The organism is Rhodanobacter sp. FW106-PBR-R2A-2-24, assembly GCF_058789615.1.
In genome coordinates, this window is record NZ_JBYTBV010000002.1 from 870865 (window position 1) to 883099 (window position 12235).

The 12235-nt window shown below is 62.5% G+C and carries 13 protein-coding genes and 1 pseudogene; 9 read left to right on the forward strand and 5 right to left on the reverse strand.

The window, feature by feature from the left end; translation table 11 throughout:
- Positions 1 to 99: 99 nt before the first annotated feature.
- From AC3WQA_RS05250 to AC3WQA_RS05260, 3 genes are all read left to right on the forward strand, one after another.
- Positions 100 to 294: a zinc-ribbon domain containing protein gene (locus tag AC3WQA_RS05250; RefSeq protein ID WP_492674027.1), complete on the forward strand. Its 195-nt coding sequence runs from the start codon at positions 100 to 102 to the stop codon at positions 292 to 294.
- A 66-nt stretch (positions 295 to 360) separates the two neighbouring features.
- Positions 361 to 1299: an aspartyl/asparaginyl beta-hydroxylase domain-containing protein gene (locus AC3WQA_RS05255; RefSeq protein WP_492674028.1), complete on the forward strand. Its 939-nt coding sequence runs from the start codon at positions 361 to 363 to the stop codon at positions 1297 to 1299.
- A 358-nt stretch (positions 1300 to 1657) separates the two neighbouring features.
- A complete protein-coding gene (locus AC3WQA_RS05260; protein ID WP_492674029.1) occupies positions 1658 to 3046 on the forward strand; it encodes a cytochrome C in 1389 nt (462 codons plus the stop codon).
- Between the two features lie 117 nt (positions 3047 to 3163).
- On the opposite strand, the gene AC3WQA_RS05265 is transcribed toward AC3WQA_RS05260, so the two are convergent.
- Entirely contained in the window at positions 3164 to 3553 is a 390-nt protein-coding gene (locus AC3WQA_RS05265; protein ID WP_492674030.1) for a DUF6404 family protein, read from the reverse strand.
- Between AC3WQA_RS05265 and AC3WQA_RS05270 the strand changes: the two genes are divergently transcribed.
- Positions 3552 to 4109, forward strand: a complete 558-nt coding sequence (locus tag AC3WQA_RS05270; protein WP_492674031.1) for a hypothetical protein — start codon at positions 3552 to 3554, stop codon at positions 4107 to 4109. The genes AC3WQA_RS05265 and AC3WQA_RS05270 overlap by 2 nt on opposite strands.
- Positions 4110 to 4165: 56 nt before the next feature.
- On the opposite strand, the gene AC3WQA_RS05275 is transcribed toward AC3WQA_RS05270, so the two are convergent.
- Positions 4166 to 4969: a hypothetical protein gene (locus AC3WQA_RS05275; protein ID WP_492674032.1), complete on the reverse strand. Its 804-nt coding sequence runs from the start codon at positions 4967 to 4969 to the stop codon at positions 4166 to 4168.
- 308 nt (positions 4970 to 5277) lie between these two features.
- Here AC3WQA_RS05275 and AC3WQA_RS05280 point away from each other — a divergent pair, with 308 nt between their 5' ends.
- The 5 genes from AC3WQA_RS05280 to AC3WQA_RS05300 all read left to right on the forward strand — a co-directional run bounded on the left by AC3WQA_RS05280 (position 5278) and on the right by AC3WQA_RS05300 (position 10112).
- Positions 5278 to 5973 (forward strand): AIM24 family protein, encoded by a 696-nt coding sequence (locus AC3WQA_RS05280; RefSeq protein ID WP_492674033.1) that lies wholly within the window; start codon positions 5278 to 5280, stop codon positions 5971 to 5973.
- A gap of 310 nt (positions 5974 to 6283) precedes the next feature.
- Positions 6284 to 7789, forward strand: a complete 1506-nt coding sequence (locus tag AC3WQA_RS05285; RefSeq protein WP_492674034.1) for an amidohydrolase family protein — start codon at positions 6284 to 6286, stop codon at positions 7787 to 7789.
- Positions 7790 to 7907: 118 nt separating this feature from the next.
- Positions 7908 to 8522: a dihydrofolate reductase family protein gene (locus AC3WQA_RS05290; protein ID WP_492674035.1), complete on the forward strand. Its 615-nt coding sequence runs from the start codon at positions 7908 to 7910 to the stop codon at positions 8520 to 8522.
- A gap of 86 nt (positions 8523 to 8608) precedes the next feature.
- Positions 8609 to 9292, forward strand: a complete 684-nt coding sequence (locus AC3WQA_RS05295; protein WP_492674036.1) for a DsbA family oxidoreductase — start codon at positions 8609 to 8611, stop codon at positions 9290 to 9292.
- Between the two features lie 115 nt (positions 9293 to 9407).
- On the forward strand, positions 9408 to 10112 hold the full coding sequence (locus AC3WQA_RS05300; protein WP_492676322.1) for a transposase: 705 nt from the start codon (positions 9408 to 9410) through the stop codon (positions 10110 to 10112).
- Here AC3WQA_RS05300 and AC3WQA_RS05305 read toward each other — a convergent pair.
- The 3 genes and pseudogenes from AC3WQA_RS05305 to AC3WQA_RS05315 form a co-directional block, all read right to left on the reverse strand.
- Positions 10095 to 11351, reverse strand: a complete 1257-nt coding sequence (locus AC3WQA_RS05305) for an ATP-binding protein (RefSeq protein WP_492674037.1) — start codon at positions 11349 to 11351, stop codon at positions 10095 to 10097. The two genes, AC3WQA_RS05300 and AC3WQA_RS05305, sit on opposite strands and share 18 nt — an antisense overlap.
- Positions 11352 to 11572: 221 nt before the next feature.
- Complete coding sequence (locus AC3WQA_RS05310; protein ID WP_492674038.1) at positions 11573 to 11863, reverse strand: HigA family addiction module antitoxin; 291 nt, start codon at positions 11861 to 11863, stop codon at positions 11573 to 11575.
- A gap of 16 nt (positions 11864 to 11879) precedes the next feature.
- Positions 11880 to 12180 (reverse strand): annotated as a pseudogene (locus AC3WQA_RS05315) (type II toxin-antitoxin system RelE/ParE family toxin).
- Positions 12181 to 12235 lie beyond the last annotated feature (55 nt).

Sequence of the window (12235 nt, forward strand, 5' to 3'; positions counted from 1 at the left end):
AGCTACGCTCAGCACGAACGGTTTTTCAGCTGAGCCTTGTCGCTAATCAGGTCGATTGATCAAAGTGGAGCGCGGCCAGCCAGCGAAATGGCGGCCCGCATGATCGCAACGCAACGCAATACGAGGGGCATCCGGTGCAAGTGCTCGGTGTGCACTCGGCCATTCATCTTCACACCCGAGGAGCAGCGGCAGGCCTACGAGACCGACAAACGTTTTGTTTGGTATGGACCAGTCCTTTGCGGTACGTGCAAAACCGACAGGCTCGACTCCGATGAAACGGGTTCCGTAGCCTGACTTGCTCAAGGCCAACAATTTCGTCGCCGCTCAATCCCATCGTTCGCTCGCCACCCACTTAACCCCATGACTCCCCGCCTCGTCCTGCTCCTCCTGCTTGCCCTGTTCGTGCTGTGCGTGCTCCTGGTGCACCTGCGCGGCCGCTTCAAGCTGCGCTTCGACCGCCAGCTGGTCGACCACTCGGCCGTCTTCGCGCCCTACAACCTCCTGATGTACGCCTGCTCCCGGGTCAAGTCGCGGCCAATCATGGATCGGCGCGGCTTCCCGCAACTGGACCTGTTCCAGGCCAACTGGAAGGTCATCCGCGACGAGGCGCTGGCGCTCTCTGGCGATGGCCACATCCGCGCCTCGGCCAAGGCCGACGATGCGAGCTTCGCGAGTTTCTTCCGCCAGGGCTGGACGCGCTTCCGCCTCACCTGGTACGGCGAGCCGCTGCCCTCGGCGGCCAGGCTGTGCCCGCAGACGGTGGCGCTGGTGCAGTCGGTGCCCAGCGTCAAGGCCGCCATGTTCACCGTGCTCGCGCCGCACAGCCGGCTGAATCCCCACCGCGACCCGTTCGCGGGTTCGCTGCGCTACCACCTCGGCCTGGTCACCCCCAACTCCCGCGACTGCGCCATCTTCGTCGACGGCGAGGAACACGCCTGGGGCGACGGCAAGGACGTGGTGTTCGACGAAACCTACGTGCACTGGGTGGAAAACAAGACCGACCAGCCGCGCGTGATCTTCTTCGCCGACGTCGAGCGCCCGCTGAAATTCCGCTGGATGCAGGCGATCAACCGCCGCGTGAGCGCCTTCATGGGCCGCATCACCCGCTCGCCGAACATGGAGTCGGCCACCGAGCAGGCCGGTTTCGTCAACCGCGTGTATTCGTTCAGCCAACGCCGCCGCGCGCGCAGCAAGGTCTTCAAGCAGAAACACCCCAGACTTTTCCGCGGCTTCAAGTACGCCGCCATCGCGCTGCTCCTGTGGCTGATCGCGCTGGCGCCGTGGCCGCTGGTGCGCTGAGCGCCCGTGGAAAGATCGACCGGCTGCGACGGTCGACGACGCCGCCCCATCGGTACCTCGTGACGCACGCTGAACTGGCTCCACTCGGCGCCAAACCCACTCTGCCCGACCCCATGACCGACTTGCATGGGGCAGGCGGCGCAACACAGGCAGTCGATGTGATGCGCAACTGCAGGCAAGTGAGGCAAACCCTGCCATCACCGACCCAATCCGGTATCGGTATTGGTATCGCCAGCCTGCGGCATTCCGCTCCAGTGTCGCGCCGGCACTGTTGACTGAAATCAATATGCGGGGCATCCCCCGGTTCAAGACTGCGCCCGTATCCAGTCATCACACTGGAGTCGTGGGGAGCATGCACATGAACACTCGCCGGAACAGCCTGATTCGGGGTTGGTCTGCTGCCATGCGTCGAGCGCCACGCTGGACAGCCTTGATCGTGCTTGCGGGGTTGTGGGGCGCGCCCACCATGACTCTGGCGGTGCCCTCGTATGCGCGGCAGACCCAGCAGCCGTGCGTGGCTTGCCATGTGGGCGGCTTCGGGCCGGAGCTCACCCAGTTCGGACGCCAGTTCAAGCTGATGGGCTATACCATGAAGGTCGGTGACCAGACCGACGTGCCGCTCTCGGCGATGCTGGTGGAGTCGTTCACGCACACGCAGAAAGCCCAGACGGAAGCGCCGGCCAAGGGCTTCGGCACCAACAACAATACCGAACTGCAACAGACCTCGGTGTTCCTGGCCGGGCGACTGAGCGAGCACATGGGCGTGTTCGCCCAGGCGACCTACTCCGAGAACGGCGGCCTGCTCGGTTGGGACAACATGGACTGGCGCTATGCGCGCATGTTCAGCCATGGCAGCCACAGCGGCATCTGGGGTGTCTCGCTCAACAACAACCCCACCGTCAGCGACGTGTTCAACACCGCACCGGCGTGGAGGTACCCGTACATGTCGGCCGACCTGGCACCCGGTGCACCGGCCCAGCCGATGCTGCTCGGCGGCCTGGCTGCACAGGTGATCGGCGCCACCGCCTACACGCAGCTCGACGGCGCCTGGTACCTGGAAGCCGGCGGCTACCGTTCGCTGTCGCCGGCCTTCCTGCGGCACGTCAACGCCGGCTACGACGGTCGCCTGAGCGGGATCGCGCCGTATGCGCGCCTGGCCTACACCTGGAACCTGCCCATCGGCAGTTTCTCGGTCGGCGGCTTCATGCTGAACATGCGCCGCGGACAGGTCGGCACCAACGCGGCCGGTGACGCGGTGGCACTGCCCGGGCCGACGGATCGGTTCCGCGATGTCGGCGTGGATTCCAGCTACATCTACGTCAATGGCGACAACGCCATCACCATCGACGGGCTGTACGTCCACGAGAGCCAGAAGCTGGACGCCACCTGGGGCAGCGGCGGCTCGGACCACCTGCACGACACCCTGCAATCGTTCAACCTCAAGGGCAGCTACTGGTACCGCCACACCTACGGCGTGACCCTGGCGTCGTTCGCCTACAACGGCAGCAGGGACGTCACGCTCTATGGCAACGACGGCTTGCCAAACACCAAAGGCGAAAGCATCGAGCTCGACTACAGCCCGTTCGGGCAATCCACCTCGTGGCGTCAGCCCTGGGCCAACGTGAGGCTAGGCCTGCAATACACCTACTTCAACCGATTCAGCGGGCGGATGCACGACGTCGACGGCGCAGGGCGCAACGCCAAGGACAACAACACGCTCTACTGCTACGTGTGGCTGGCGATCTGAGCGCAACCCGCCGCTGGCAAAAAACTGGACGCCCGGGTGGAGGACATGGACGTCCATGAAGATCAGTGGACTTCGCGCGAGGGCAACGAGCGTTCGGCTGCCTGCGGAAGGTGACGTTCAAGGCAGCGGACGCTGCGGGTGTCCGATGAAGGTCGACCACGCGCCCAACCCGCATCGACGGGCCAAGCTGCGGTAATAAATGGGACTGCCAAGCCCCATGAACAAGCCACATCCCACCATCAACGCCTCGACCACTTTCCAAGGCGGAAAATAGAATCTATGGCCAGGCCCGAACACCATGAAGGCCACGCCCAAAACGAGCGGAAAAGCCAGACCCAATGGGATATAGACCAGGGCCATGACGACGGGATTGATGAACGGAGGTGGGGGAATTTCGAGACCTTGCTGCCACAGGAATTCCCAGATCCCCGGCGTGGAAATTTTTGGATCGATACCCTTCGTGGCCATGTACTGTCTGTACAAGGCCAGGCGCTCTTGATGATGCATGCGTCCCCTCGAAAAAGCGGCAGTGCCGCTTGCATGTGCGGCAGTGTACGGCAACTGCCAGCGCACGGAAAATACGCGCGTCATTCGATCCCCTCACCGCTTGTCCACCTCTGATGCATCGCCCAAGCAGGCATTCCAGTCGCTCGGTTGCGCTATCGTTGCGAGCTTCCGCGACTATCGCAGGGATGGTCGCGCATCAAGGGAAGTCCCGATGGATGTGAAGATCTGGATCGTTCTGATCGCCGGAATCATCCTCTACACCACCTGGTGGTTTTATCGTACCCGCACCATGGTCAATCGCTGGGCCGAACACAACAGCCTGAAAATGCTGGATTACAGCGTCCTGCCCTTCCCACCCTACCCGCCGATCATGGTTGCGTTGACCACGAGCAGAAACCAGTTGATCGTGCGCATGCGCGTCTACGACGACAGCATCCATCGCATCCGCACCGGCTGGCTGCGACTGGGCACGTTTTGGTGGGGATTGCTGGATGTGGATGCTGTCGAAGTGTTCTGGGCCGACCACGACGGGCTGTCGAGCGGACAGGGTTTCTGATCCCGTGAAAGCAGGACTGCACCCAGGGAACCTGACCCCGTTTTGTTCCACAAGAACTACGCCGGAAAGTACCGATCCACATCCAGCGCCTTGATCCCTGAGGGATGCGCCTGCGCTTGGTAATTTTCGATCACGGGGTCGTCGTGGGCGCGGCAATTGAGGTAGCGATAGGACAACGCGACTTTCGGGATCGCCTTGTCGAACACGCCTTTGCAAACGCTGCATTGCCGCTTGCAGCCATACAGCGCCAGCGTGCCACGAACACTGTCGGGCACCCGGCTCAAGGCCGCGAGCAGCTTCTGCTCGGCGTGCTCGTTGTCCCCCGAACCCGCAACACCTTCGTAGTTGCCGGTGACAAAAACGATGCCCGAGACAGCCGGCCCCTCGCCCGTTCCTGGTGACTTCAGCGCGTAGCCGACGGGCCCTTTGCCGGCAGCGGGCGGGGCGCCGAGGGCGGCTGGATAGGTCAAGTCACGCTTTTTCCCGGCATCGTCGAGGCCGGCGAGTTCGGCAAGCAGGATTTCCGCGGGCGAACCGGGCGGCACGAAAATCTCCTTCGCGCCGAGTTTCATGCGCTTGAAGACGCGTGTCTGGCAGGCCTCGACATGCTCGATAAGTGCCTCGGGCGTACCGATCTTCAGCTTGTCGAGAATGGCCTTCTGCAACAGGGTATCGGCATCATCGTTGTTGGCGACCCACAGGGCGTCGCGCACGAAGAGTATCTGTGTCTCCTGCAGATTGCCGCCACCACTGATCGTTGGCGCCCCCGGCCCCATCAGATAGCGGAGATCGCCATCCGCCTTGACCCGCGCGGCAGCGAGGTTGAGGTACAAGGCCACCTGGTTCATTGAGTAAGGCATGGGAATCCTTTTGACAATCGATAGCTACAAAACGGCAGTACAGGCCGCGGAGGAATATTGAGCCAAAGGCATGCCGCGGTCGATCGACAATTTGTCGTGCCGCGCCAGCCGGCAGGCAGGCGTCAATGCCTGACCGCAACCCGATACACGCCACCATGGTCAAGGCACTTCCGACCGAACAGGCAAAAGGCGCCAGGGGCAATGGTTCGACTCGGCCACGTTGGCAGCGTGCGCTGCGACAGACCCGTCGGCGATATGCTGACCGGCCTGCGACCGAGTTTCACCCACCAACCCAATAAGGAAAGCCCGTGGCCGAGTTGCCCAGATTGATGCCCAGCAGCGCCGAATCCGAAACGTTCGGCGGCGTCACCTATCACATCGGTGGCGAACTGGTGCCGGTGCTCACCATCGATGTGTCGCATGCGCCGGTCTACTTCGAGCATCACATCCTGCTGTGGAAGCACCCCACGGTGAACATTGGTCTGAAGGCGATGCGTGGCGCGCTGAAACGCATGGTGGCCGGCATGCAGGTATTTGTGACCGAAGCCAGTGGCGACGGCATGATTGCATTCAGCCGCGACGGTGCGGGCCACATCCTGGCGATGCACATGGAAAAGGGCCGCGAATTGCATGTGCGTGAACACCAGTTCCTGGCCGCCACCGGCAGCATCGACTACAGCTTCGAGCGGGTTAAGGGCGTGGCCAACATGATGTTCGGCGGCACCGGTTTCTTCATCGACAAGTTCCACAGCCACGCTGGCGACGGCATCCTGTGGTTGCACGGCTATGGCAACGTGTTCGAGAAAGTGCTGGCAGCAGGCGAGTCGATCGACATCGAGCCAGGTGGCTGGTTGTACAAGGATGCCTCGGTGAAGATGGAGACGCGGGTGGATCGCCTGACCAGCGGCTTGTTCGGTGGCATGAACCTGATCCTCAATCGCTTCACCGGGCCGGGCCGGGTCGGCATCCAGTCGATGTACATGCATTACGCGACCGAAGGCTGAGCGCACAAGGTACCTGGGCAATGCCAGTACCGCGTTGACCTGCCGAGTGGTCGGGCCGCCGCGAGGCGTCCCGTGTTGTCTCGACCCAGGCGCGGAATCGATCCGATCCCGGCACCTTCTGCTGCTGCAGGTAGCTGCGAATCTCCACCACCAGCCATCGGGCAGCGCACCCTCGAACAAGGCTCGGTCTGCTGTTCCGCTCCTCATCCATCGTCAGGCATTGTCCCAGGCGCTTTTTCCCGCGGTGCTACAGTGACTGGCGGAACCAGGGTCCGGATGTTCAAGCAGCCACGCTGATGGGAGGGGAGCCATGCGACGTACGACAGCGCTTGCGGCAGCCTTGTTGATCGGTGCGGGCGCGGCTGGCGCCGCGACCCGCGATCTCGCACCCATCGTGCTGCCGCCGGCCGCGCTGCCTGGAAAAACCGTGCAGCCGTATGTCCGGACGGATGCCCCCGTCGTCGCGCTGTTGCACGTGCGCGTGATCGACGGCAGCGGCGCGCCCGCACGCGCGAACCAGACCCTGCTGATCGAGCACGGCAAGATCGCCGCGGTGGGCGCCGACGGCCTGCCGATACCCGCCGATGCCAAGCGCATCGATCTTTCCGGCCACACCGTGTTCCCGGGCCTGGTCGGCATGCACGACCACCTGTTCTACGTCGCGCGGCCCAACCTCGGCGAGCAGGACGGCAAGCTGCACAGCGAGCCGCCGCTGATCGTGCCGGAGATGGCGTTCTCCGCGCCGCGGCTCTACCTCGCCATGGGCGTCACCACCTTGCGTACCACCGGCAGCGTCGAGCCGTACACCGACCTCAATCTCAAGCACGCCATCGACAAGGGCGAGCTGCCCGGCCCGCACATGGACGTGACCGGGCCGTACCTGGAAGGCGCGGGTTCGTACTTCATCCAGATGCACCCCATCCGCGACCCGCAAGACGCGAAGGAGACGGTGGCGTTCTGGGCAAAACAGGGCGTGACCTCGTTCAAGGCCTACATGAACATCACCCGTGCCGAACTGCAGGCTGCGGTGGACGAGGCGCATCGTCGTGGGTTGAAGATTACCGGGCACCTCTGCGCAGTCACCTACCGGGAAGCCGCCGAGGCTGGCATCGACGACCTCGAACACGGTTTCTTCGTCAACACCGAGCACGATCCCGGCAAGGCGCCGGACAAGTGCACCGCCTCCGACGGTCTCGACACGCTGCATGCGATGGACCCCGAGGGCAGCGACGCGAAAAGCCTGATCCACGACCTCGTGGCGCACCACGTCGCCATCACCTCCACCCTGCCGGTGTTCGAACAGATGGTGCCGCACCACGCACCGCTGTGGCCGCAGGCGATGGCTACGCTCAGCCCGGAAGCGAAGCACGACTACCTGTTGCTGCGTGCGCGCACCGACGCGCTGCCGCCGGAGCAGGCGCAGCAGCGCAGCATCACGTTCCGCCACGGCATGGCGATGGAACGCGAGTTCGTCGCCGCGGGCGGCCTGCTGCTGGCCGGCCCCGACCCCACCGGCAACGGCGGCGTCGTTCCCGGCTTTGGCGACCTGCGTGAAGTGGAGCTGCTGGTCGAGGAAGGCTTCAGCCCCGAACAGGCAATCCACATCGCCAGCTACAACGGCGCGTGGTATCTCGGCCTGCAGGATCGCATCGGCTCGATCGCCGCAGGCAAGGACGCCGATCTCGTCGTGGTGAAAGGTGATCCCTCGCAGCACATCGACGACATCGAACACGTCGAAACCGTGTTCAAGGATGGCATCGGCTACGACTCGCAGGCGCTGCTGAAATCCGTGCAGGGACGTTACGGCGAATATTGAGGCGACCTTTTCCGACGCATCGACCGCGGCGCCGCACCGGTTCTCCCCCGGCCGATTTCCCACTGATCCATTCGTCGGAAAGACAGGCGGACAAGTCGATCCGCACCGGAGCTCCCGCATGCGCAAGCTCATCGTCCCCGCGTTCATCAGCCTCGACGGCGTCATGCAGGCGCCCGGCGGCCCGGAGGAAGACACCAGCGGCGGCTTCGTCCATGGCGGCTGGGTCTGGCCCCATGCCGACGACTCCGGCGAGGTGATGGGCGGCGTGTTCTCGAACCCGTTCGAGCTGCTGCTCGGTCGCCGCACCTACGACATCTTCGCCGCGTACTGGCCGGAGGTGCCGGAGGATGCGCCGCACCACGGCATCGCGGCCATGTTCAACGGCACCGCCAAGCACGTCGCCACCCATCATCCCGACACGCTCGAATGGGCGTACAGCCATTCCCTGGGGCCGGACGTCGTCGCCGCCGTGCGCGAGCTCAAGCGTAGCGACGGCCCCGACCTGGTCACCCAGGGCAGCAGCGAACTGGTGCACCAGCTGCTGGCCACCGACCTGGTCGACGAACTGCGCCTGCTGATCCACCCGGTTCTGCTCGGCCACGGCAAGCGCCTGTTCGACGACCGCGCGCAGGCCGCGGCGTTCCGGCTCGAAGCGTCGAAGACCTCACCCACCGGTGTATTGACCACTCGTTACGTCCGCGCGGGTGCGGTGCAGACCGGATCGTTCGAGTGAGGCCGGCCGGCGCCGGCAGCCCGCACGATTGAGATGCGCGCCGGCGCCTCCACATCATGGGCATTCGAACCTGCACTGGATCGCCCATGACTTCCCCTGCCACGCTCCGCATCGATTTCGTCTCCGACGTCGCCTGCCCCTGGTGCGCGGTCGGGCTCGCCAGCCTGCAACAGGCGCTGGCCAGGCTCGATGGCGAGGTGCACGCGGACATCCACCTGCAGCCATTCGAACTGAATCCGCAGATGGCGCCCGCAGGCGAGGACGCGGGCGAACACATCATGCGCAAGTACGGCATCGACGAGGTGCGGATGGACGCCAACCGTGCGGCGATCCGCGAGCGCGCCGCGGCGCTCGGCTTCGCCTACAACGTGCATCGCGGCAGCCGTGTCTGGAATACCTTCGACGCGCACCGGCTGCTGCACTGGGCCGAATTGCAGGACAACGCACGCGCGCTGGCGCTGAAGCAGGCGCTGCTGCGCGCCTACTTCAGCGACGGCGAGAACGTCTCCGACCGCGAGGTACTCGTCCGCATCGCCGGGGACGCCGGCCTCGATGCCGGCGAAGCACGCCGCGTGCTGGACAGCGGCGAATACGCCGACGAAGTGCGCGCGCAGGAACGGCGCTACCAGGAAGCCGGTGTCCACTCCGTGCCCGCCACCATCGTCGACGGCACGCACCTGATCTCGGGCGGACAGCCGCCGGAAGTGTTTGAACGCGCGCTGCGGGAGATCGCCGCGCAGGCCGCCGGCGAGGGCGGCCTGCGCGGCTGACGGGAAGCCGAACGGGGTCAGGTTCACTTTCCGACAGGAAATTCAGACCAACTCCCACGATGCAAAGCTCCTGAGGATGCTATCGCGGCGGCGTGCTTGCGCCGATCCTCGGGCAATGGCCAGACAACCACGACTCGACCTGCCCGGCATTCCGCAACACATCGTCCAGCGCGGCAACAACCGCCTGCCCTGCTTTCTGGATGACGACGACCGGCGACGTTACCTCACGCTGCTGCGCGAGGCACTGCTCGACACGGGCTGCAAGCTGCACGCCTACGTGCTGATGGACAACCACGTCCACCTGTTGCTATCACCGCCAGCCATCGGTGCGATCGGCCGCCTGATGCAGAAACTCGGACGCGGTTACGTTGGCCAGTTCAATGCCCGCCATCGGCGGACTGGCACCTTATGGGAAGGCCGCTACAAGGCCAGCCTGGTCGACAGCGAAAGCTACGTCCTGCACTGCCAGCGATACATCGACCTCAATCCGGTCCGCGCGCGCATGACGGATGATCCGGCCGAATATCCATGGTCGAGTTGCCCCGCCCACTGCGGCCGCCGTTCGGATGCCATGCTGACGCCCCATCCGGCCTACACCGCCCTCGCCTCTGGACCCGAAGCCCGCAGCGAGGCCTACCGCCTGCTTCTGCGCGAGGCCCTGCCCGACGATGACCTGATGGTCATCCGAACCTATCTCCAACAGCAACGTGCCTTGGGTCGAGACGACTTCCGCGCCATGGTCGAAGCGAAGACTCAACGCTTTGCCGGCATCAGGCCTGCACACAGACCGCCACGTCGCGATTCAAACGGGTGTAAGTGAACCTGACCCCGTTTTTCCTGTGACAAAAGTGGAATCATCTAGAGCAGATGTCGAAGATCGACTAACTGCGTTTCGGTTTGTGACAAGCTCGAAATCACCATCAATAACCAAATGATAATGACTCGAACTTTCCGCATCAGCTAAGACCGAATAGGAGTCGAGCTCTGTTCGAGCAAGGATCTCGTTGAAACGAGAAATTTTAATGCCGTTTGCCGACACCCAAACCCCACGCTGATCCGCGAGTCGAACACCAGACTTAGAGGCACCCTTTCGATCAAGATGCTCGTAGCCATCGTGCGCACGTCTATTTCCGTCTACAGTCAATATGAAAGCGTATGATTGTCCCGCATAAACAATTCTTTTCGCAGATCGCGCGGAAAATCGTCCATCCCTCAATCGTGCCACTTCAAGTGGATCTTTGACATCTTTGTCGACCTCACCTGCAAGATAAGGGAATCCATAGGGAACATCGACATATGCATCGTTTGCCCACAAATGAAAGGTGATACCTTTTCGCCCAGCGGAAACCTGCTTAACGTCAGACGCCGAGAACCCCTCAGCCTTAGTAATATATGCGGTATCTCCGTGGCGCGTGTAATGTCGAATGTAATTGTAGAGATACGATTTCTCGGAGGACGCCCCAATGACAAAATACTTATTGAATCCTTCCGCATCCAAATCCATGACCGCGACGAGCGTACCCGAATTACACTCAGCGAAGAAATTCGAATCGAATGACCCAATAACTTTTTTCCCCTGCGCGTCGGCACCGACAAAAAAATTAAGCAAAGTCGAGGCAGGATCAACCGTAACTTCAGGCGTAATGTCAAAGGCTGGCGAAAGGGTATTGCGCGGATTCTCAACTATTTTGCATAGCCAATTAGACTCCTCAGCCGTCTTCGTGATTACCATAACCCGGGAGGCGGCAAAACATAGCTTGGAGCCTTGACATTTATAACCGACACCACCATCACCTTTGACCTTGGTAGATTTTCCGATTGAGAAGAATGCTTCGTATGGAGTGATGCCATTGATCTTCTTAGAGCGATCCAAACCCATCCCATTGTCGAAGAAACAAATTCCCTTTTTACTACTGACGACCCCAAGACGAATTTCAGTGGCCTTGGCATCGTAAGAGTTAGAAACCAACTCTCGCACTATTTCGCAAGGATCGTTTCGGTTTACTGAAAGCTCTTTAAGTACGTGCTGAAAATCGATTTCCGGATGCAAGTTCGACAAGTTCATCCCCTTTTAAAATTGCGGCAGTGGCAATGTACAAATGCAACCGTTGAATGTTGCGCCGGCACTAAAGCATCAGCGCCAAGGCGGGGTCAGGTTCACTCGCCAAAACGGGGTCAGGTTCACTTATCCGCCCTTCCCAAGAACACCGATCAAACCACCCGTTTGTCATGCACCCAAGACCGGGGCCAGGTTCACTTCCAATCGCCAGGCCAGCCCCACTACGCAGCCAACCGCTCAATCTTCCCAACAGTCTTCCCCAGCGCCCGATGCGCCTCTTCCAGATCATAGTCCGCCTGCAGGCCGAGCCAGAACCGTTCGCTGGTACCCAGCGCAGCGGCCAGGCGCACAGCCGTATCCGCCGTGACGCCGCGCTTGCCGAGCACGATCTCGTTGATGCGGCGCGGCGGCACGCCGGCGGCGCGCGCCAGCGCGTTCTGGCTGATGCCCATGGGAGTGAGGAACTCCTCGAGCAGCACTTCACCGGGATGGATGTTGGGCAGGGTCTTCATGGTCGGTTCGCTTGCGTCAGTGGTAATCGACGATCTCCACATCATGTGCATCGCCGTCGAGCCAGCGGAAGCAGATGCGCCACTGGCCGTTGAGCGGATGCTGTGCTGGCCCCTTCGGTCGCCCTTGAGCGCCCTTGAGCGCCCTTGAGCGCCTCCAGGCGGTTGGCCGGCGGGATGCGGAGATCTTCCAGCGTGGCAGCATTGTTGAGCATGCGCAGCTTACGGCGGGCCACAGGCTGGATGTCGGCAGGCAGCCGCCGGGAAGGCACTGCACCCCAGATCTTTTCCGCTTCCTTGTCGGCGAAGTTTCGGATCACGCAGTCACCATAACGCCTACCGTCATATGACGCAAGCCGTCATGACTAAGGCCCA